The organism is Nocardia vinacea NBRC 16497, from assembly GCF_000308835.1.
Taxonomy (GTDB): Bacteria; Actinomycetota; Actinomycetes; order Mycobacteriales; family Mycobacteriaceae; genus Nocardia; species Nocardia vinacea.
The window spans coordinates 1-20,212 of sequence record NZ_BAGN01000097.1 but is presented as its reverse complement, the minus strand read 5'-3'; the positions used below and the strand labels follow the sequence as shown (position 1 = coordinate 20,212).

Here is a 20,212-nt window from a genome sequence, read left to right as displayed (position 1 = left end):
GGATCGGCCGAAGGTGCGGAGTCGGTGGCGGAGACCGCTGCGGTTGCTGTGAGTGAGGCCGAAGCAGTCACCGAAGGTGAAGTGCTGGAAGCCGAACCGGCAGTCGAGGCCGAAGCCACAGTCGAGATCACGGAGGACGCCGACACCGGCGAAAGTGGAGTGACGGTGGCCGAGGAGGAGATGGTCACTGCCTCGGGTGAGGTAGCGGTAGCTGAAGGTGGTGCGGACGTCAGGACCGAAACACCGGCCGAGGTGGACGTCGCCGCGGAAGACGGCGATGCGGTCGTCGCCGAGGCTGCACCCACCGTTGCGGAGGAGGCGGAGGCCGAAGAGGAGCAGGTCTCTGCGGCGGCGGTGGCCGCCGAAAGCGAGTCACCCGCACTCGGCGAGGAGGTGGCCGAGGCTGACGTCGTTGTGGGCGAAGCGGCCGACGAAGAACATGTGGCCACCGCCCCCGAGGCGGAAGCGTCCGGCGTGACAGAGCTGGCGGCCGAGGCAGCTGCGGCAGAGCCACCCGTTGCCGAGGGTGCGGGGGTCTTCGAAGCGGCTGAACAGGGACAGGTAGTAACCGAGGGTGAGCCACCAGCGGTGACCGAAGCCGAGGCGGAATCTGCGCCGGTGGGTGTGGAAGCGGACGAGGAATACGCAGCAGTTGACGATGCGGAGGATGTCGAGACCGAAGCCTCCGCCGAGGTGGTGGCTGCTGAAAGCGAGGCGCCAACTGAGGACGAGACGGCAGCCGAGGTGGGTGACATCGAGGTAGCTGAAGAAGAGGGCGTGGCGCAGTCCCCCGAGGTGGAAGTGGCCGCCGAAGTACACGCGATAGCCGAGGACGTGCCTGTGGTTGCGGAGGTAGCAGAGCCGGAGGCCAGCCCGGAAGCAGAGGCCGCGATCGCGATCGCCGACACAGCAGAACCGGAAGCCGAACCCGAGACCGAAGCAGAGACCGCGATCGCGGACGCCGACACAGCAGAACCAGAGACCGAACCCGAGACCGAAGCAGAGACCGCGATCGCGGACGCCGACACAGCAGAACCAGAGACCGAACCCGAAGCCGAAGCAGAGACCGCGATCGCGGACGCCGACACAGCAGAACCAGAGACCGAACCCGAGACCGAAGCAGAGACCGCGATCGCGGACGCCGACACAGCAGAACCAGAGACCGAACCCGAAGCCGAAGCAGAGACCGCGATCGCGGACGCCGACACAGCAGAACCAGAGACCGAACCCGAAGCCGAAGCAGAGGCCGCGGTCGCAGTCGCGGTCGCGGTCGCCGACACAGCAGAACCGGAGACCGAACCCGAAGCCGAAGCAGAGGCCGCGGTCGCGGAACGTGAGGAGGTAGCCGAGGACGAGACCGCTGGTGAGGTCGAGCAAGACGTTGAGGACGAGGGCAGTCCCGCCGAGAGTGACGTGGCCGAAGATGCGGCAGCGACCGACGATGAGACACGCGTCGAGTCCGAAGAGGAAGTGGGGTTGGTGGCGGTCGGATCAGAGGACCTGGTGACCTATTCGAGTTCAGTCGTCCTGACCACCGAGAAACCGGCTTCCGCCGGTGAGGGTGCAGCGGCGAGAATCAGCGATCATGCGGCGATCATCAGCGATCAGGCGAGGATCATCGCGAAACTTCGACGAAGGGTGATGGTTCTCGAAACCATGGTCAAAGCACAGGAGGCCCAAGCCCACTCACTGGTCGGCCTCGCCACGACATACAAGAACGAATTGTCCAGTCTCGCAGCTGATCTCATGGATCTCTGACCCGCAACCACGAGAGCACCGGGAAGCGCCTGCACGCTGGAAAGCCCACGGCACTTCCCGGCCTGTTCGGCCCGGGGTCGGGCACGTCCTCTACCAATAATAGTACGCGTGTGCGTACTATATGCATGTGCGTACTATTGAGATTCCCGAACAGCCGTTCGCGGACGGCATCGTGCTCATGCCGTGGAAACCCGGTCCGCGCCAGGACGTTTCCGGGCGTGTGTTCGTCAGCGTGACCGACTTCCTGGCCCGATCCGAGGAGGAAGTCCGCCGCATCTACGAGATCGGACTCGAGCTGGGGAACACCTGGCCGGTCATGCAGGGCGCGGTGGGTCTGTGGCTGTGGGGCAGGCCCACCGAGCAGCGCGGCGGATCCATCACGGTGTGGGAATCGGAACAGGACATGCGCCGATTCGTGCGATGGCCGGTGCACGCCAAGATCGTGCGGGCCTGGCGCGGAAAGGTGGGCATCGGCACCGACTCGTGGCAAGCCGACCACTTCGAGCCGCGAGAGGTACTGGAACGCGCGCGGAACACACTCGAACGTCCACATCGCGACGCCGCATAACCCCGATCGAAACAACCGCCATACCGCAGGCCGGCCGCACCGATCAGCCACGTTCGTAATGAACCGTGCGGTGGTCAGTTCCCCCTCCGGACACGACCACGGGCGGTCGTGGGTCGACTTCGGCCACGACCGTTCGTGTCGGCGATCAGTTTCCGGACGTGTACCGCCACTTCGCCGACCAGGCGCACGCGGTCGAGATCCAGTGGTCCCCGCTCGACCCCACTACCGGTAGCAGTAGGAGTCGGAGGAGGCGTCGCCGCCCTGGAGGCGCACCTGGTGCACCCGCAGACCTCGAAAGTCCTCGTCGTGCGGGAAGAACGACTCCTCGATGGTCATTCCGCCGTCGGGATCGGCGTTCATCACGGCCATCCAGGCGCCGACCCCGTCCGGGTAGAACTGGTCGTCCCACGCGCCATAGAGCGAGTTGGTGAGATAGACCCGCCGACCATTACGGCTGATCTCGACCATCTGGGGGCCGCCGGCAAGCGGCTGGTTCGGCGCGGCCGGGTGGGCGGTGCGGCCCACGATCCCGCCGAGCCGGACCGACCCGGTCTGTTTCGGGTCAGCCGGGTCGCGCACGTCGAACTGCTTCAGCTCCCCGGTACCCCAGCACGAGACGTAGAGGTATGCGTCGTCGACCGACAGGTCGATGTCGCTGAGCAGTGGCGGCACCGCGCCGAACGGTTTCAGTGCCGGCGGCAGCAGATCGGGATCAGCCGGCTCGGCCGGGATGGTGATCACCTTGTCGACCGCCCACACACCACCATCGCGGTGCCAACGCCACACGGAGGCCGACAAATCCTCGGTCGAAATCACCACGCCGACGAACCCCCAGGCGGCGTCCGGATCGTGCGAAGGGCGCAGCTCGAGTGGCATCTGGTACTGCTCGCCGAGATCGATCCGCTGCTGGTGCCGACCGGCGGTCAGGTCCCAGAAGTGGATCGCGTGGCCGTACTTGTTGGCCAGCAGCAGCTCCGGCTTCAGCCCGTCCTCGATCATGGCCGGGGTGCCCCACTCGCTGCTGATCAGCGTGTTCTGGTTGAGATGCCACCAGGCGTCGTACGCGAGGTATTGCGGCCCACGGTCGGTCTCCCATTGCCGCAGTACATCGAACGTGCCGTGATCGAGCAGCGCGATCCCGCCCGGCCCATCCGATCCGTCTGCCCCGCCAAGGCAGGTCATGAACACACCGTCTGGTCCGCAGTGCAGCGTGTGCGGACGGGAGTAGCCGGCCTTGGCCGCGAGCTCGGAGCTGTCCACGATCTTGGACAGGGTGGGCTGGCGTGGGTCGGGCTGGGTGTCGAACACGTACAGACGCGACGAGCGCAGACCCGGCACGATCAGGTACCGCCGAGCCAGCCCCTCGATGTGGTGGCCCTCGTGCTTGAGCGCGCTACTGCAGGCGTTCCAGCCGAAATGGTGCAGCTCGTTGCCCAAGTGGGGTACCTCGGTCCAGCCAACCACCCGGCCGTAGGTGGTCGAGCCCGGATCCACATCGACTACTGACAGCGCATCCGGCTTCTGTGCCGCGCGGTCGAACGCAACGACGTATGCGAGCCGCTCCGGTGGCGCGGCCGCCGCCTCCGCTGCGCTCCGATAGAAGGTCGGGTCCATGTCTGAGTGATTCATTTCCAGCCTCCTTCATGTCGATGGGCGGAAACCCACGCACCTCGCCCGATCTGGCGGTTCCGAGGTGGGCGCGACCCATGTAGTCGCGCCTCATAACGGCGCGGGCAGACAGTAACCAGTCTCGGCCTTTCGACATAGATCCACCAGCTACCGCCAGTGCGGGGCAGAGCGTGCGGTAGGGCGCAGTCGTATTCCGGAAAGACCGGAAGGGCGAGTATGTGACGGGAGTCGAACAGCAAGAGAAGAACGACAAATCGAATTCTTCGCGAGCGCGCTTCGTGGAGAATGATTTCGCGATGGATCACCGGTACCGAGAAGGACACATTCGATCCCGACAACAAGCTGCGACCGTACCGGCGCGTTTTCATCGGCTTGCCGACAGAATGGTTGGGTTCGATCGGACCGAGTGCTGGCCCTGTCGAGCCCGAGGACCTCGGCGACTGCCGATTGCGGTACCGCATCGAAAGAGCATGAGCACAACCCCGCTGCACGGCAGCGCGGCGCCCGGCCTGCACAGGCCGAATGCGGTCGTGTCAGCCCGCGCAACGGCCGCGACAGCCACGCCCATCCAGGCGCACCACGCCCACCGTTCGGCCGCACTTGTCCTGCACAACATGTGACTTCGCGACTCGTCGTACATCGATCAGGTTCGGCAGCGTCCACCGGCCCGACTACAGAGGGAGCATCAGATGTCCGAATCCGGCCCCGCTGATCTCAAGACGCGCCATCGCGCAATGTGGGCACTGGGCGACTACCCGGCCGTTGCCACCGAAGTCATCCCTGGTCTGGGTCGGCGTCTCGTCGAGGTCTGCCGTATCGGCCCGGGTCAGCGCGTGCTGGACATTGCGGCCGGATCCGGGAATGCAGCGATCCCGGCCGCGGAGGCCGGTGCGGACGTCGTTGCGAGCGACCTCACGCCGGAGCTGTTCGACGCGGGCCGGCGTATCGCCGCCGCCCGGGGTGTCGACCTGCAGTGGCAGGAAGCCGACGCCGAGGCATTGCCCTACGCCGATGCCGAGTTCGACGCCGTGATCTCGTGCGTGGGCGTGATGTTCGCGCCGTTCCACCGGGCGGCCGCAGACGAACTGGTGCGCGTCACCAAGCCGGGCGGCACGATCGGGCTGATCAACTGGACACCCACCGGATTCATCGGGCAGATGTTCGCCACGATGAAACCATTCGCTCCGCCGCCCCCGCCCGGCGCGCTGCCACCACCGATGTGGGGCGACGAGACGCATGTCCGGTCGCTCTTGGGCGACCGCGTCGCCGACCTGGAGCTGCGACGCGAAAACGCGGTCATCGATCGTTTCGCCAACGGGGCCGAGTTCCGCGACTTCTTCAAGGCCTACTACGGACCGACGGTCGCCGTGTACAAGGCCATTGCCGGGGAACCCGACCGGATCGCGCGGTTGGACCGGGAACTCGCGGATCTCGCTTCCCAACACGACCTCGGCAACGGGCGGATGGAATGGGAATACCTCTTGGTCACCGCACGCCGATCAGCCTGACCTGGTCATATGGCGTTGGCCGTACCGTCGGCAAAGACATGGTGGCCAATGCGAGAGCCGTCGTACGGCGGCTACCCATGAGCAGGCGTCAACGGGCGCGACCATCGAAGCCGAGCCGACTTTGACGTTCGCGGCCGCGGAAATCCCTGCCATGCCACGAATCCCGCAAGCAGCTCGCATCCGCTACCAGCACGAGATGGCGGCCGCGAAGACCGCGGCCACAGACGATCACCGTGCCGGGACGAACTCAGCGCGCAAAGGACAGTTCGGGAGTACGAGCGATGAGAAGGCGCCGCACCTTGCCGTCCGCATCGAGCTGTGCGGTGGCGTTGAAGGAAGCTTCGAACGCCCCGGCACGGGTTGTCCGACCGAGTACCAACTCGTAATCACCCACCACCGCACCGGTGTCGATGTGATGGACCAGCGTGCTCTTCTCGCGCTGCGCCAAGTAGCCGACCAAACCCTCGCGGTCCCCCACGAATTCGGCGGACAGCCCGGCACCTTTGGAGAACTGCACCGACATCGCGAAGTCGCCCGAGATCATGCCCAGCACGCGGTCGGGGTCGTCCGAATCCATGTATTCGAACCACCGGGCCAGCACCGGTGGCGCTGCAATCGTCATCGGACCACTCCCTCGACATCGAAATCTGTTGGTATCAGCGCGAATTCGGCGCTGAATGACACCTGGTAGCGATCGATCAGCCCGTCCGCATCGAGATGCATCGCGCCGACGAAGTAACCGGTTGTCGTCACGTCGTTCTCGGTGACGGCGCCGTACGCGAACTCCACACCATTGTCGGCGGCCACCCGCAACAGCCGGTGCTTGCGGTTCACCTTCGGCCGGCCCCGCAGGTAATCGAGCATGGCCGCACGGCCGTGACCGAGATTCACTCCGGTGGGCAACAGCATGGCGAACTCGACGTCTTCAGCGAGTAACGCCACCGCGTCGTCCAATCGCCCGCTGTCCAAGGTTGCGTAGTAGCCCTCGATGGCCAAACTCATGAAATGAACTTAGTTCAGTATCTCCCTTCTTGTCCAGACTCCGGCGCGATACTCTCGAACCATCAAACTGAACTCAATTTAGGCAGGCTAGATGTCCTCACTCGCAATAGAAGTGCCGTGGCCCCGCACGGACCCACCTGCACTGACACCCGGACCGGAGCAGTCGGACCTGCGCGCGGCCATCCGCGGCTTGCTCGCCGAACACAGCGGTATCGAGCAGGTGCGAACAGTCGCTTCCACCGGCCTCGGCTATTCGCCACAGCTGTGGAAAACGCTCGTCGATGACATGTCGGTGACCACACTGTCGGTCCCCGAAGACCGCGGCGGCCTCGGCTACGGCATGGTCGAGTTGGGGATCGTGCTCGAAGAATGCGGGCGCGCGCTCGCGTGCGAGCCGGTGTACACCTCGGCAGTCCTCGGTGCCCACGCACTGCTGTCAGCGGATCCCAGCGACGACGGGGGCGTACTCGCCGGAGTTCTGGACGGAAGCCTGCTTGCGACGGTCAGCGCCTTGTCTGCGGGCACCGACCACGTGCACGCGGAGCCGACGAGGGGCGGGTGGCTATTGCACGGTACGGCGACCCACCTGGTAGGCGGAGGCAATGCCGATGTGGCCGTCGTTTCGGCGCAATGCCCGGACGGCCGCCGCCTATTCGCCACTCGACCGGGCGCACCGCTCGCCCGAACCGAGCGTCGAGTACTCGACCCAACGCGCCGTCGCGCAGATCTCACCTTCGATCGGAGTCCGGCGAACGCGCTCACCGACGTCGATGCCACCGCGGCGACTGCCGCACGGCTGGGCGAGCTGGCAACGCTGGCGCTGGCATGCGAGAACACCGGCATTGTCGACCGCCTGCTCGAGATGACCGTGGAGTACGCGCGGACCCGATACCAGTTCGGTCGCCCCATCGGTTCGTTCCAGGCCGTCAAACATCGGCTGGCCGATCTGCTGGTCACTCTCGAACGCGCTCGATCGGCCTCCCGCTATGCGGCGGCGATTTATGCACAGGACCCGGGATCGGCCTCGTTGGCCGTGGCGGTCGCCGGCGCCGTATGTACCGATGCGGCGGTGCACGCGGCGGCAGAAGCGATCCAGTTGCACGGTGGCGTCGGTTTCACCTGGGAACACCCCGCTCACTCCTACTTCCGCAGGGCAATGGGAAACGAAGCGCTACAAGGTGATTCACGTGCGCACCGAGCGCGAATCGCCACCCTCATCGGTATCTGAAGCAGCGAACGGCGCCGGCGCTCCTGTTGACGCGGAGCGGTTGGCTAGGTAAAACTGAATTGAATCCAGTTCAAGTTCAAGAAAGAGGTTCGAGATGGTGGACACCGACCACATCGTGTTGGAGAAGGACGGTGACGTCGCACGCGTGTGGCTCAACCGCCCGCACAAGAAGAACGCCGTCACAGTCGAACTTCTGCATCGACTCGACGAAATCATCGTCGAGGTCGATAAGGACCCGGAGCTCAAGATCCTCGTGCTGCGCGGCCGCGGCAATACGTTCTGCTCGGGCTTCGACCTGGACGAACTGCTCGCCAACTACGTCGGCAGCACCAACGCGATGGATGTCGCGGTGCTCTCGGCCAAGGTGTGCGACCGCCTCTACTCGATGAACACGCCGTCCCTGGCGGTTCTCGAGGGGCATGTGACGGCCGGCGGATTCGAGCTGATGATCTCCTGCGACTTCGCGGTCGCATCCGAGGACGCACTGATCGGCGACTTCCATATTCGCCGTGCGCTTTTCGGTGGCGCGGGTCCGATCTACCGGTTGCCCCGCATGATCGGTATCCGCAAGACCAAGGAACTGATGCTGACCGGAAAGCTGCTGTCCGGCAAGCAAGCCGTGGACTTCGATCTGATCAACGCCGCCGCGCCCGCGGACAAGCTCGACGATTTGGTCGCCGAGTTCATCGCACCGATCGTCGACAAGAGCCCGTTCACCATGAAGCTCACCAAGATGACCATCGACCGCGGTCTGGATGCGGACATCCAATCGCTCATGGTGATGGAGCATCTCGCGGTGGGCAACGCCCTGCAGTCCGAGGACGCACGTGAGGGCGTGAACGCATTCCTCGAGAAGCGCGAACCGAAGTGGGTCGGTCGCTGACCGACGCCGCCGGCGTACGACTCGAAGAGGAGATCGACATGGGCGAGCACGCAACGTCGGTGCTAGAAGGTAGCCGGTGCACGGTCTGCGACACGGTCGCGTATCCGGCAACCACCATGTGCGCACGATGCGTCCAGCCGACGGCCGTCGCAATGGAGTTGAGCACGCGGGGAGTGGTGTGGGCCTACACCGTGCAACGGTTCCCGCCCAAGTCGCCACCGTATATCCCGCCCGCCGAAGGCTTTTCCCCATTCGCGGTGGGCTATGTCGAGCTTCCGGAAGGTATTCGCATTCAAGCAATCCTGGAATGCGAGAACTTCACCGAGTTGGAGCGGGCACCGGTGCACCTCGTCGGCACCGCACCGGTGCCCCGGTTCGCGATCGTTCCACAGCAAAGAGAAGCACAGTGACACAAACAGTTTCGATCATCGGGGCCGGGTTGTCGAAGTTCGGCAGGCAGCCCGGCATCACCGGCCGTCAGATGGCGGTCAGCGCGATCGCCGCCGCGCTCGACGATGCCGGGTTGACCTGGCCCGATATCGAGGTCGCCTTCGGCGGTAGCGATGGTTCGGGGCTCGCCGACACCCTCGTCGCCGAACTCGGTTTCACCGGAATACCTTTCAGCAATGTGAAGAATGGCTGCGCCACCGGTGGCAGTGCATTGTTCTCGGCGGTCAACGCGGTCCGTTCCGGAACCGCCGAAATCGCGCTGGCGGTCGGATTCGATAAACACCCGCGCGGAGCCTTCGATCCGACACCCGCCGAATGGGGACTGTCCGAGGGTTACGGCACTGCCGGGCTCATGGTCACCACGCAATTCTTCGGCGCCAAAATCGGCCGATACATGCGCGAATACGGGATATCCGGCACGACCTTGGCGAAGGTTGCCGAAAAGGCGTACCGAAACGGCAGCCTGAACCCGAATGCCTGGCGACGTCAAGCGATTTCGGCCGACGAGATCGCCGCCGCCGATATGGTGAACGACCCGTTGACGCGATACATGTTCTGCTCCCCGGGCGAGGGCGGCGCCGCCGTCATCGTCGCCACCGAGGCCGCGGTCCGGCGACTCGGCGGTCGCCCGGTCCGGTTGCGCGCGATCAGTCACCGCACCCGCCGATTCGGCTCTTTCGAAGTATTCAGCCCAGCCGTCCAAGGCGGGGGCGAACCGACCAGCGTGAGCGCCGACGCGGCCGCGGCGGCCTTCGAACAGGCGGGCATCTCCCCCGCCGATGTCGATGTCGCGCAATTACAGGACACCGAGAGCGGTGCCGAGATCATGCACATGGCCGAATGCGGCTTCTGCGAGCACGGCGAACAGGAGTCGATGATCGCGGCAGGCGACACCGAGATCGGCGGCCGACTGCCGGTCAATACCGACGGTGGCTGCATCGCCAACGGTGAACCCATCGGCGCATCCGGTCTGCGGCAGGTGCACGAGATAGTCACCCAGCTGCGCGGCGAAGCCGGGGATCGACAGGTACCCGGAGCACCGAGGATCGGCTTCACGCACGTGTACGGGGCACCCGGAATCAGCGCCTGCACCGTGCTTTCGGTGTGAGACGACAACACTTTTCGAGGTGAATCAGTGACCACACAAACACTTCCCGACCTCGTCCGCTTCACCGATGAGGCCCTCGCCTGGTTGAGCAGTGTGGCAGCCCCACGAGCGGAATCGGTCTGGGGTTCGGGTTCGGATTCGGTAGCCGTTTTCGAGAGTTGGAACGCCGAGGAGGAACGCGCACACACCGACCGGATCCGCGAGTACGAGCGCGCCAAATTCGACGCGGGCTGGGGCGCACTGAACTGGCCCGAGACCTACGGCGGCCGCGATCTACCGCTGTCATACGTCCTTGCCTTCCGGCGCGCCGAAGCGGACTTCGATGTGCCACGGCGCACCGAAATGTTCTCCGTGACACAGCAACTCGTCGCTCCAACTATCGAGCAATGGGGCACCGACGAGCAGCGGTCACGCTATGTCCGGGCCATGCTGCGCACGGATATCATTGCCTGCCAATTGTTCTCGGAGACCGAGGCCGGTTCCGATCTGGCAGCGGTGCGGACACGCGCCACCCGATCCGCCGATGGCACGTGGACGCTCGACGGCCACAAGGTGTGGACCTCGGGCGCGCGGGTGTCCGATATCGGCGTCGCCGTCTGCCGAACTGATAGCTCGGCACCGAAACACTCCGGGCTCACCGTCTTCCTGGTGCCGATGACCAGTCCCGGGGTGACTGTTCGCCCGATCCGGCAGATGACCGGTGGCAGCTCGTTCAACGAGGTCTTCCTCGACGGTGTCCGACTCGACGACAGCTACCGACTCGGACCGGTTGGGCAGGGCTGGCCGGTAGCGCTCACCGTATTGGCCGCCGAACGCCTCGACGGCGGCAACCTCGGTCTGGCCAACGCGGATCAGGCGGTAGCGCTGGCACAGCATCTCGGACGGGAGCTGACCGAGATCGAACGCGATAAGGTCGCCGACCTCGTAATACGCAGCTATCTGCAGCGAATCGGCAATATGCGGGTGGCGGGTGCCGTCGTCGCGGGCAAAGACCCGGGACCGGAAGCCTCGATCGGAAAACTACTGGCGACCGACACGATGGCTCGCACGTCCGAAGTAGTGCGCCTGCTACTCGGGCGAGACCTCACCGTGGACTCCGGTCGCTGGGGAACCTTCGCGTGGGCCGAGCACATTCTCGGCGCGCCCGGCTATCGGATCGCCGGGGGGACCGACGAGATTCAGCACAACATCATCGCCGAGCGAGTTCTCGGACTACCGAGGGAGCCACGCCCATGAGTTCAGATAGTGATTCCGCGGGGGGCCGGGCGACGGATGGGCACGACAACCTCGAACAACGTGTCCGTACCCGGTTGCAGGCGGACCTCGACGTCCTGGTCACCGCATTCGAACCGCTGCTCGGCGGACATTCCGGCTTGACGTACCGGGTGCGAACGACCGGCGGTGACTTCGTGGTCAAGGCCGTACCCGAGGGACAGCAGGCCATCGGCCGGCACGACATGCTGCGCCAGGCCCGAATCATGCAGGCATTGGCGCACACACCTGTTCCCGTACCGGGCATCGTCGCGGTCGACGACGTCGAACCCGCCTGGTTCGCCATGGAATTCGTGGCCGGGGCGGCGTTGGAGCCGGTGCTGGACGATCCGGCCGTCGAAACCGGTTCGGCCGCGGCCCGGATGCGGCGTGCCGCGGAAATTCTGCCGCGCCTGCACGCGATAGATCCGTATACCGCGCCCGGCGTACAGGCACCGCTCACGCCGGACGCCGAACTCGCACGCTGGGCACGCACCCTCGGCGCGGTCCCACCCGACCTCGTCGCCGGTGGCGACCGGCTGCTCGAGCTACTCGGCCGGACCACACCCGAACCGACCACACCGACACTGGTGCACGGTGATTACCGCCTCGGAAACATCATCTGCGACAGCGTCGAACCGGTCGCGTTGATCGATTGGGAGATCTGGAGCGCGGGCGACCCTCGGGTCGAATTGGGCTGGTTCCTCGTTTTCGCCGACGGCAGCAACTTTCCCGGCGTCGGCCGGGAGGTGCCCGGACTGCCTTCGGCGCAAGAACTGGTCGACCTGTACGTCGGCGACGGACCGCCGCTCACCGATATGACGTGGTTCGACGCGCTGGGCCGCCTCAAGATGGCCGCGATCATGGGCCATAACCTGCGCCGCCACCGCGAAGGCCGGCACTACGACCCGGACCAGGAAAAGCTGCCCGCCACCATCAACCGCCTGATCGAGACCGGAACCGCGCTACTCGCCGGTTGATATCGACCGCACCAGTTCAGGAGCCGCACCGTGGATTTCTCCTATTCGCCCCGCACGCAGGATCTGCTCGGCAAACTCGAATCCTTCATGGACGAGTACGTCTATCCCGCGGAGCAGGTATTCGACGCTCAGATCGCGGCGAACGACAATCCCCATGAGCAGCCGCAAGTCATGCGAGATATGCAGGTCAAGGCCCGCGAATTGGGTCTGTGGAATCTGTTCATGACCCACGACGGTCTCGGCGCCGGACTCACCAATCTGGAGTACGCGCCACTGGCCGAGGTGGTCGGTCGATCCATCATCGGCAACGAAGCCATCAATTGCTCGGCTCCCGACACCGGCAATATGGAAATCCTGGCCATGTACGGGACCGAGAAACAGCGCCAGCTTTGGCTGAAACCATTGTTGGACTGCACTATTCGCTCCGCATTCGCGATGACCGAACCCGCGGTGGCCAGCTCCGACGCCACCAACATCACCTCCACCATCGTTCGCGACGGCGACGAGTACGTCCTCAACGGCCGTAAGTGGTACACCTCAGGCATTCTCGACCCGGACTGCAAGCTCATCATCTTCATGGGCAAATCGGATCCGCAGGCACCGACATATCGCCAGCAGAGCATGATTCTGGTCCCCCGTGACACTCCAGGAATCGAAGTGCTGCGCGATCTTCCGATGTTCGGCTTCCGTGACCGCCTCGGCCACGGCGAAGTCCAGTTCACCGATGTCCGCGTTCCGGCCGAGAACATGCTCGGCGCCGAAGGTGACGGTTTCGCCATCGCCCAGGGCCGGTTGGGACCGGGCCGGATGCACTACGCGATGCGGGCCATCGGCATGGCCGAGCGTGCGCTCGACATGATGTGCCAACGCTCCCTGCAGCGCGTCGCATTCGGCGCTCCTCTGGCCGATCGCGGCGTCGTCCGCGAGTGGATTGCCCGCAGCCGCATAGAGATCGACCAGATCCGCCTGCTCGTCCTGAAGTCGGCCTGGCTCATCGACAACTACGGCAACGCGGCCGCTCGATCCGAAGTCGCCGCCATCAAGGTCGCGGCGATGGAAGTAGCGCACACCGTCGTCGACCGCGCGGTGCAGACCTACGGTGCCGCCGGCGTCAGCGACGACACCGTCCTGGCCCGCCTGTACGCCATCACCCGGGCCCTGCAGATCGCCGACGGTCCCAACGAAGTCCACCTGCGTACCATCGCCCGCCTCGAATTGAAGAAGCACAAATGAGCACAACGGAATTGACCGGAAAGGTCGCCCTGGTCACCGGCGCCAGCCGCGGCCTCGGACTGGCGATCGCGCGCGGACTGCGGGACGCGGGCTGCACGGTGATCGTGTCCAGCCGCAAACGTGACGCATGCGAGCAGGCCGTCGCCGCACTCGGCGACGGCAATGGGCCGGGCAGCGCGCACCCGTTCGAATTGCATGTCGGCAAGTGGGATTCGATCGAACCGGCCGTGGATCGGATCATCGCCGATTTCGGCAGTCTCGATATCGTCGTGAACAACGCGGGTATCGCACCGCTGGCCGACAATCTGCGGTCGGTCTCGGAAGCATTGTGGGACAAGACCATCGAGGTCAACCTGAAGGGCCCGTTTCGCCTGATGGCGGTTGCCGGTGCCCGGATGGCGGCCGCCGGCGGCGGGTCGATCATCAATATCTCCAGTATCGGGGCCGTCCGGCCGAGTCCGCCCGAGGCGATGTACGCCGCGGCCAAGAACGGACTCAACGCGTTGACCATGGCATTCGCACAGGAATACGCGCCAACTGTGCGCGTCAATTGCGTGATGCCGGGCGGATTCGCGACGGATATGGCCGACAACTGGGACGAGGAGTTCGTCGGGAAGATCATCGATCGCCTGCCCGCGGGTCGGCTGGGGCGGCCGGAGGAAATCGCCGGTCTGGTAACCCATTTGGCGAGCGCCGCCGCCGGTTACACCACCGGTGCGATCATCCCCGTCGACGGCGGCCGGACCGCGGTGTACTGACATGCGAAACGATATGAGTGCCACCGGAACGACGCTGGACGAACTGTTCGGGTTGTCCGGCCGAGTCGCCGTCGTCACCGGCGCGTCGTCCGGCCTCGGAATGGGCTTCGCGAACGCTCTCGCCAATGCCGGGGCCACCGTGTACGCGGCGGCTCGCAGGCTCGACCGGTTGGCGGCGCTGGCCGCGGATAACCCCCGGCTCGTTCCGGTTCGTTGTGATGTCACATCCGACGAGGACCGCCGAATGCTGGTCGACCGCTGCTATGAGCAGTCCGGGCGGCTCGACGTGCTGGTCAACAACGCGGGCAAACCCGGTCCCCCACATGCCGAAGAAGAAACGGTAGGCGGGTTCGCCTCGATCCTCGAGGTCAACCTGGTGGCCGGATTCCATCTCGCCACCTATGCCGCGACGCGACTGCCCGAGGGTGCGCGCGCGTCGTATATCAATATTTCGTCGGTGATCGGGCTGGTCTCGACCGCACCGATCGGCGGCGCGAGCTACGCCGCGTCCAAGGCCGGGGTCCTCGGACTGACCAGGGAACTCGCCGGCCAGTGGGGGCGTAAAGGGATCCGGGTGAATGCCGTTGTACCGGGCTGGTTCGACACCGAGATGACCGATGGTCTGTTCGACAACGAGAAGTCGGCGGGGTGGGTGCGCCGCAACACCATGCTCGGCCGTGGCGGCAGTGCCGGTGAAATCGATGGCGCGGTCCTGTTTCTCGCCTCCGACGCGTCGTCCTATATGACCGGGCAGACGCTCGTTGTCGACGGCGGCTGGACGGCGCGCTGATGCTGGCCGTCCAACTGACCGAGTGGGGTACCGAACCGCAGCTGAGTGAGGTTGCGGTTCCGGAGCCGCGGGGGGAAGAGCTCCTGCTGCAGGTCACCGCGGCAGGGCTGTGCCGCTCCGATCTGCACGTCATGGATGCCACCGAATCGAGCTTCGACTATCCGCTGCCGCTCACTCTCGGTCATGAGGTCGCGGGCACGGTGATCGATACCGGTCCCGATGCGGATCAGTCCTGGCTCGGCGAAGCCGTTGTGGTCCATGGCATCTGGGGCTGTGGCCGCTGCCGCAATTGCGCGCGTGGACGGGAGAACTACTGTCTGACGCTGCGGCCGCGGGCCGACGGCAGACTGGCTCCGATCGGCAATGGCCTCGGCTATCACGGTGGTCTGGCACAGGCCATGGTTGTTCCCTCGGCCCGATTCCTTGTTCGCACCGGCGATCTGGAACCCGCCATCGCCGCGCCCCTCGCGGATGCCGGGTTGACCGCCTACCACGCCGTGCGCCGGCACGCCGATGTCATCGACGAATCCGCGATCTGTGTCGTGATCGGTGTCGGCGGGCTCGGTCACCTGGCGATTCAGATCCTTCGCCACTTCGGTGCCGGACGTGTCCTCGCCATCGACAACCGGCCGGAAACACTGCCCGTTGCATTGCGACTGGGCAGCGATGCGGCATTTGCCGATCTCGCCTCAGCGATCCCGGAGCTCGGCGGCGGTGCCGATCTGATCCTGGATTTCGTCGGCACGTCCGACACGATGGAGTCGGCCGCGCGAGCGCTCGCACCAGGGGGCCGACTCACGGTCGTCGGAAGTGCGGGCGGCCGCCTTGGCGTGGGCAAACGTGTCGGCCTCGCCGCCGGGTGGCAGGTCGACGCACCGTTCTGGGGTGCCCGATCGGATCTGGCGGCCGTGGTCGAGATGGCTATCGGCGGGACACTCCACGTCGAGGCCACTACGTATCCCCTCGCGGACGCGGTCGACATCTACCAGCGCCTTCGGGCCGGGACCGTGACCGGACGCGCGGTACTCGTGCCGCCACCGTTGACCGGCCGTGCACCACAGCGGGTGGAAGCGAGTAGACAGATATCGAGCGTCGCGAGAGAAGTGAGGCGATGAAGACACTTGCGCAGGAAATGATCGAGCGGGCACAGCGCGCGCCGGAGCAGATCGCGGTCGTGGACGAGTTCGGTCGCCACACCCTCGGAAAGATCGTCGCGGCGGCTCGAGCGCTGGCCGAGCGGATCGAGTCCATCGATCCGGCCCCGCCCACCGCCCTCATCCAGGCCGATAACACCTGGCACACCGTGGCGGCGGCCGTGGCGGTCGGTCTGCGTGGTGGTGTCGTCGCGGTATTCGGCGCGCATGCCACCGAATCCGAGTTCGCGCTGGCTGTCGAGGATATTGCCCCGGATCTGGTGGTCGCGGCACCGGACTCGCTGCGACGCTGGGGTGTGCGGGAGGATCGCTTCCCGATTCGGGCGACCGCCTTCGACGCACGCGTACTGCGCTCGCGCACAGGACCATTCGACTCGGTGGACCGATGGCACGCAGGCACGGCCATTGCGATGACCTCCGGTTCTACCGGGCGTCCCAAATGTGTTGTGCAATCCGAGGAAGCCATCCGTTACGCCTGTCAGTGCACCATCGACACGGTTCGACTCGAGCCGAATGAGGCAGTGGGAGCGTTCGTGCCACTGTCTTCGGTGGCCGCCTTCTGTTTCGGCATGTACCTACCTGCCTATCTCGGCGGCACGATGGTGTCGATCGGCAAATGGGAACCCGCCGCCGCCCTGGCGGCCATGGCGGAGCACCACGTTGCCTGGACGATGCTGGTTCCGACCATGGCCCTGCAACTGTCGGTGGCCGACGGCTCGGAAGGCATGCTGTCCGCGCTGCGGGCGATGACCGTCGGCGGTGGTCCGATGAACGAACGCGCACTGCATGCGGCCGAACAAAAGCTCGGTACCACGTTCCTGCGGGTTTTCGGTATGTCCGAATGTCTCGGGCACACCACGCCACAACTCGACGACCCGCCCGCCATCAGGCTCGGCCGGGACGGGCGACCGTTCCGTGGCACCGTCGTACGAGCGGTCGACACCACCGGGAACGTCGTGGCCGCCGGTCAGATCGGCGATGCGCAGGTACAGGGGCCGTCCCTGTTCGTCGGTTATGCCCGGGGCGGTGTCGCGATTCCCCCGACGCTCACCGCGGACGGTTTCCTCCCGACCGGCGATCTGGTCGAGGTGGCAATCGACGGCTCGATCCGGGTGACGGGACGCCAGAAGCAGATCATCATCCGCGGCGGGCGCAATATCGATATCAACGAGCTCGAATCGGCCATCGCCAACGTGGTGGGCATCGTGCAGGTGTGCGTGGTTCCGGTGCCCGATGCCATGCTCGGCGAACGAGCGGCAGCGCTGGTTGTCACCGACGGCGAACCGCTGACATTGGCCACCGTCACCGATCAACTCGCGGCGGCGGACTTTCCCAAGTCGAAGTGGCCCGAGTACCTGTTCACAGTGCAAGACCTGCCGCAGAACACCGTCGGCAAATTGTCCCGGCCCGACGCGGTGCGGTTGGCGACACAGCTGGCTACCACAGTTGACCCGAGTTCACCTCAATTCCGGTAGAGTCATGTCGAATCCACACCATCGAATCCGGGGGTATAAGCGCTGATGACCGTCGACTCGGAGGTCCGCCGCGAAAGCGCACGCTCGAAGCGCAGCGGAATCCTCACCGCCGCCATCGAACAGTTCGGGAAAGTCGGCTACGAGCACACCAAATGGGCCTCGATCGCCGACGAGGTGGGTATCGGCCAGACTGCGCTGTACCACTATTTCGAGTCGAAGGCCCACTGCCTGCTGACGATCATGCGACTCGAACTGGCCGATTCAGCCGAACGCTTCAATGCCGCGGTCGCCGATCAGGCCGACCCGGAGCAAGCGCTGCGCGCCGCCATCGCAGCGGCGCTGACCGCCTCGCCGACCGATGCCCTGCAGCGCCGCATCCTGCAGAACCATATGGATTTGCTTGCCGCCCCTCGCCAGTCGGCCAAGGAGGAGGCCGAACGCCTGCGGTCGCGCGAGCTCGTGCGACAGATCGAGCAGAATTGGACCGGGCTGATTTCAGAGGGCATCGAGGCAGGTGTTTTCGCTCCGGGCGATCCCCGCATGCTCGGTCGAATGGTCCTCGGCCTGGTGATCAGTGTTTGGCGCTGGTACCGGCCGAAGGGCAGCGTCACCCTCGAGCAGATCACCGAGTCGGTCACCGAAGCAGCAGTACGGATAGTGCGTAACTGAGATCCCAGCTCCCACACGGTGGGATCTCTACGCTCGCCGAAACTGAACAGAATTCAGTTAGGAGCAGTATGTACAACCTGATCGTCCTCGCATCGCGTCCCAATGATTGGACCCACGAGCAGTTCATCGAATGGTGGCGGGGTGAACACGCGGAGGTGACCTACCCGCTGCCCGGCCTGCTGCGCTGGCAGCACACCGAACTCCTCGAATCCTTCGACGAGAAGTCGTCCGGCTGGGACGGTCTGTCGATTCTGAGTTTCGAATCCCGCGAAGCACTCGACGCCGCATTGGCGAGCCCGGAATGGAAGGCCGCCGTCGAGAACGTGGGCACCATGCGGGGACGTCGCATGATCTGGTACGGCGAGGAACAGACGATGGTGCCACTCGCCCCGGCGGTCGAATGAGCGCCGAATGGGCCGAACCCGGGTGTTATCCGATAACCGAAGGGATTCACCGCATCCCGCTGCAGATGCCGCAGGACGGCCTGCGCGCGGTCAACGTCTACGTCCTGGAAACCGACGACGGTCTTGTACTCATCGACGGCGGATGGCATCGGCCAGACACCTACCGGGAGCTCTCCGACGCGCTGGCCCGAATCGGCCGGTCGGCAGCCGAAATCCACGATGTCTTCGTCACTCATATCCACCGCGATCACTACACTTTCGCCATCGAACTGCGTCGTCGGCACGGCTGTCGAGTTCATCTCGGTGCCGATGAAGCCGGCGGACTCAGCGCCATCCACCAGCTGAACAGCAATGTCCCCGACAGTTCGCTGCGGGAACTGCGGCGGGCCGACGCGGACGATATCGCACAACGAGCTCATGCGGCAGGCATCGCCGAACCGTTCGAACGCGACGATTGGGAACAGCCCGACCACTGGCTGCGCCCCGGCGCACTGGCCATCCCCGGGCTCGACCTCCATGCGGTAGCGACACCCGGACATACCAAGGGCCACATGATCTTTCAGGATCGCGAGAAAGGGCTCGTCTTCACCGGAGATCACGTGCTGCCCACGATCACCCCATCGATCGGATTCGAATTGGGCCCGTGGGAATTGCCACTGGACAACTTCCTCCGCTCATTGGTGCTGCTACAGGACGATGACGGGCACCAGATGTTGCCCGCGCACGGGCCCACCGGAGGCAGCGTCGGGCAACGCGCTCGTGAACTTCTCGCCCATCACGACCACCGGTTCGAGCAAATCGTCACCGTCGTCGGCGATCTGGGTCCGTGCACCGGCGTGGCGGTGGCCCGAACATTGACATGGACGCGGCGCGACCGCGCGTTCAGCACGCTCGACGACTTCAATCAGATGGTCGCGACGTGCGAGACGATGGCGCATCTGGATGTCCTGGTCGCCCGAAATATGTTGTCCGCGAAGGATGTGGACGGCGTCATGGCCTTCCGGGTGGCCACATGATGCGCGTGAGCGCCCGCTGAGCGTGGATGCAGCGCACATGACGAGCCGATCCCACACAAGAAGGCCCGTACCTCTGATGTGATCGAGGTACGGGCTTTCTGCTGCACAGGGATCGGCTCACTATCGACGCCAACAGCTTCGCCGGTCAGGCGCAGGTCCAGCCGCCGTCGACATAGAGTTCGGTGCCGGTGATGAAGGTCGAATCGTTGCCCGCCAGGAATGCGACGGCGGCGGCGACCTCTTCGGCGCGGCCGAGTCGGCCCATCGGGGTGTTCGCGACCATTGCCTGGTGTCGCTCGGTGCCCTCGTAGCGTTCGAGCAGCTGTGGTGTTTCGATGAATCCCGGGT

21 protein-coding genes and 1 pseudogene are annotated in these 20,212 nt (G+C 65.2%); 18 read left to right on the top strand and 4 right to left on the bottom strand.

From position 1 onward, the window contains the following. Nucleotides 1–1,758 (top strand): annotated as a pseudogene (locus ON44_RS12785) (hypothetical protein); the annotation flags it as partial. Between the two features lie 127 nt (nt 1,759–1,885). Beyond that, entirely contained in the window at nt 1,886–2,326 is a 441-nt protein-coding gene (locus ON44_RS12780) for a hypothetical protein (protein WP_157187127.1), read from the top strand. 222 nt (nt 2,327–2,548) lie between these two features. On the opposite strand, the gene ON44_RS12775 is transcribed toward ON44_RS12780, so the two are convergent. After that, nucleotides 2,549–3,955, bottom strand: coding sequence for a selenium-binding protein SBP56-related protein (locus tag ON44_RS12775; RefSeq protein WP_040689502.1), 1,407 nt, complete (start codon nt 3,953–3,955; stop codon nt 2,549–2,551). A gap of 470 nt (nt 3,956–4,425) precedes the next feature. Between ON44_RS12775 and ON44_RS50150 the strand changes: the two genes are divergently transcribed. Further along, nucleotides 4,426–4,575, top strand: a complete 150-nt coding sequence (locus ON44_RS50150; protein WP_157187126.1) for a hypothetical protein — start codon at nt 4,426–4,428, stop codon at nt 4,573–4,575. Between the two features lie 69 nt (nt 4,576–4,644). Further along, nucleotides 4,645–5,463: a class I SAM-dependent methyltransferase gene (locus tag ON44_RS12765; protein WP_040689496.1), complete on the top strand. Its 819-nt coding sequence runs from the start codon at nt 4,645–4,647 to the stop codon at nt 5,461–5,463. Between the two features lie 247 nt (nt 5,464–5,710). Here ON44_RS12765 and ON44_RS12760 read toward each other — a convergent pair whose 3' ends face one another. Both ON44_RS12760 and ON44_RS12755 read right to left on the bottom strand, forming a co-directional pair. Further along, nucleotides 5,711–6,085, bottom strand: coding sequence for a hypothetical protein (locus ON44_RS12760; protein WP_040689495.1), 375 nt, complete (start codon nt 6,083–6,085; stop codon nt 5,711–5,713). Beyond that, the gene (locus tag ON44_RS12755) at nt 6,082–6,465 is read right to left on the bottom strand and encodes a nuclear transport factor 2 family protein (RefSeq protein ID WP_040689491.1); all 384 of its coding nucleotides are present in this window, start codon (nt 6,463–6,465) and stop codon (nt 6,082–6,084) included. The genes ON44_RS12760 and ON44_RS12755 overlap by 4 nt, the downstream gene beginning before the upstream one ends. A gap of 91 nt (nt 6,466–6,556) precedes the next feature. On the opposite strand from ON44_RS12755, the gene ON44_RS12750 reads away from it, so the two are divergent. The 14 genes from ON44_RS12750 to ON44_RS12685 all read left to right on the top strand — a co-directional run bounded on the left by ON44_RS12750 (nt 6,557) and on the right by ON44_RS12685 (nt 19,864). After that, nucleotides 6,557–7,693 (top strand): acyl-CoA dehydrogenase family protein, encoded by a 1,137-nt coding sequence (locus ON44_RS12750; protein ID WP_051181936.1) that lies wholly within the window; start codon nt 6,557–6,559, stop codon nt 7,691–7,693. A 94-nt stretch (nt 7,694–7,787) separates the two neighbouring features. Continuing rightward, nucleotides 7,788–8,576 carry an enoyl-CoA hydratase/isomerase family protein gene (locus ON44_RS12745; RefSeq protein WP_040689486.1) on the top strand — a complete coding sequence of 263 codons (789 nt, stop codon included), beginning with the start codon at nt 7,788–7,790 and terminating at the stop codon, nt 8,574–8,576. 38 nt (nt 8,577–8,614) lie between these two features. After that, the gene (locus ON44_RS12740) at nt 8,615–8,986 is read left to right on the top strand and encodes a Zn-ribbon domain-containing OB-fold protein (protein ID WP_040689518.1); all 372 of its coding nucleotides are present in this window, start codon (nt 8,615–8,617) and stop codon (nt 8,984–8,986) included. After that, entirely contained in the window at nt 8,983–10,134 is a 1,152-nt protein-coding gene (locus ON44_RS12735; protein WP_040689485.1) for a thiolase family protein, read from the top strand. The genes ON44_RS12740 and ON44_RS12735 overlap by 4 nt, the downstream gene beginning before the upstream one ends. A gap of 27 nt (nt 10,135–10,161) precedes the next feature. Next, nucleotides 10,162–11,370, top strand: coding sequence for an acyl-CoA dehydrogenase family protein (locus tag ON44_RS12730; RefSeq protein WP_040689482.1), 1,209 nt, complete (start codon nt 10,162–10,164; stop codon nt 11,368–11,370). Then, nucleotides 11,367–12,365, top strand: a complete 999-nt coding sequence (locus ON44_RS12725) for a phosphotransferase family protein (RefSeq protein ID WP_083897831.1) — start codon at nt 11,367–11,369, stop codon at nt 12,363–12,365. Before ON44_RS12730 ends, ON44_RS12725 begins: the two co-directional genes overlap by 4 nt. Before the next feature lie 30 nt (nt 12,366–12,395). Beyond that, on the top strand, nt 12,396–13,598 hold the full coding sequence (locus ON44_RS12720) for an acyl-CoA dehydrogenase family protein (RefSeq protein ID WP_040689479.1): 1,203 nt from the start codon (nt 12,396–12,398) through the stop codon (nt 13,596–13,598). Next, entirely contained in the window at nt 13,595–14,356 is a 762-nt protein-coding gene (locus tag ON44_RS12715) for an SDR family NAD(P)-dependent oxidoreductase (RefSeq protein WP_040689476.1), read from the top strand. The genes ON44_RS12720 and ON44_RS12715 overlap by 4 nt, the downstream gene beginning before the upstream one ends. A 13-nt stretch (nt 14,357–14,369) precedes the next feature. After that, on the top strand, nt 14,370–15,146 hold the full coding sequence (locus ON44_RS12710; protein WP_040689511.1) for an SDR family NAD(P)-dependent oxidoreductase: 777 nt from the start codon (nt 14,370–14,372) through the stop codon (nt 15,144–15,146). Further along, complete coding sequence (locus ON44_RS12705) at nt 15,146–16,261, top strand: NAD(P)-dependent alcohol dehydrogenase (protein ID WP_051181935.1); 1,116 nt, start codon at nt 15,146–15,148, stop codon at nt 16,259–16,261. The genes ON44_RS12710 and ON44_RS12705 overlap by 1 nt, the downstream gene beginning before the upstream one ends. Next, nucleotides 16,258–17,775 carry a class I adenylate-forming enzyme family protein gene (locus ON44_RS12700; protein ID WP_040689475.1) on the top strand — a complete coding sequence of 506 codons (1,518 nt, stop codon included), beginning with the start codon at nt 16,258–16,260 and terminating at the stop codon, nt 17,773–17,775. The genes ON44_RS12705 and ON44_RS12700 overlap by 4 nt, the downstream gene beginning before the upstream one ends. 45 nt (nt 17,776–17,820) lie before the next feature. Then, the gene (locus tag ON44_RS12695; protein ID WP_040689472.1) at nt 17,821–18,444 is read left to right on the top strand and encodes a TetR/AcrR family transcriptional regulator; all 624 of its coding nucleotides are present in this window, start codon (nt 17,821–17,823) and stop codon (nt 18,442–18,444) included. Between the two features lie 68 nt (nt 18,445–18,512). After that, entirely contained in the window at nt 18,513–18,848 is a 336-nt protein-coding gene (locus ON44_RS12690; protein ID WP_040689471.1) for an EthD domain-containing protein, read from the top strand. Further along, a complete protein-coding gene (locus ON44_RS12685; RefSeq protein ID WP_040689469.1) occupies nt 18,845–19,864 on the top strand; it encodes an MBL fold metallo-hydrolase in 1,020 nt (339 codons plus the stop codon). The genes ON44_RS12690 and ON44_RS12685 overlap by 4 nt, the downstream gene beginning before the upstream one ends. Before the next feature lie 145 nt (nt 19,865–20,009). Here the strand turns inward: ON44_RS12685 and ON44_RS12680 are convergent. Then, on the bottom strand, nt 20,010–20,212 hold a 203-nt coding region (locus ON44_RS12680), incomplete at its 5' end, for an SDR family oxidoreductase (RefSeq protein WP_040689467.1).

Coding starts and splice junctions, on each gene's coding strand:
- ON44_RS12775 (WP_040689502.1), bottom strand. CDS start 3,955: ATGAATCACTCAGACATGGACCCGACCTTCTATCGGAGCGCAGCGGAG.
- ON44_RS50150 (WP_157187126.1), top strand. CDS start 4,426: ATGAGCACAACCCCGCTGCACGGCAGCGCGGCGCCCGGCCTGCACAGG.
- ON44_RS12765 (WP_040689496.1), top strand. CDS start 4,645: ATGTCCGAATCCGGCCCCGCTGATCTCAAGACGCGCCATCGCGCAATG.
- ON44_RS12760 (WP_040689495.1), bottom strand. CDS start 6,085: ATGACGATTGCAGCGCCACCGGTGCTGGCCCGGTGGTTCGAATACATG.
- ON44_RS12755 (WP_040689491.1), bottom strand. CDS start 6,465: ATGAGTTTGGCCATCGAGGGCTACTACGCAACCTTGGACAGCGGGCGA.
- ON44_RS12750 (WP_051181936.1), top strand. CDS start 6,557: ATGTCCTCACTCGCAATAGAAGTGCCGTGGCCCCGCACGGACCCACCT.
- ON44_RS12745 (WP_040689486.1), top strand. CDS start 7,788: ATGGTGGACACCGACCACATCGTGTTGGAGAAGGACGGTGACGTCGCA.
- ON44_RS12740 (WP_040689518.1), top strand. CDS start 8,615: ATGGGCGAGCACGCAACGTCGGTGCTAGAAGGTAGCCGGTGCACGGTC.
- ON44_RS12725 (WP_083897831.1), top strand. CDS start 11,367: ATGAGTTCAGATAGTGATTCCGCGGGGGGCCGGGCGACGGATGGGCAC.
- ON44_RS12715 (WP_040689476.1), top strand. CDS start 13,595: ATGAGCACAACGGAATTGACCGGAAAGGTCGCCCTGGTCACCGGCGCC.
- ON44_RS12710 (WP_040689511.1), top strand. CDS start 14,370: ATGAGTGCCACCGGAACGACGCTGGACGAACTGTTCGGGTTGTCCGGC.
- ON44_RS12705 (WP_051181935.1), top strand. CDS start 15,146: ATGCTGGCCGTCCAACTGACCGAGTGGGGTACCGAACCGCAGCTGAGT.
- ON44_RS12700 (WP_040689475.1), top strand. CDS start 16,258: ATGAAGACACTTGCGCAGGAAATGATCGAGCGGGCACAGCGCGCGCCG.
- ON44_RS12695 (WP_040689472.1), top strand. CDS start 17,821: ATGACCGTCGACTCGGAGGTCCGCCGCGAAAGCGCACGCTCGAAGCGC.
- ON44_RS12690 (WP_040689471.1), top strand. CDS start 18,513: ATGTACAACCTGATCGTCCTCGCATCGCGTCCCAATGATTGGACCCAC.
- ON44_RS12685 (WP_040689469.1), top strand. CDS start 18,845: ATGAGCGCCGAATGGGCCGAACCCGGGTGTTATCCGATAACCGAAGGG.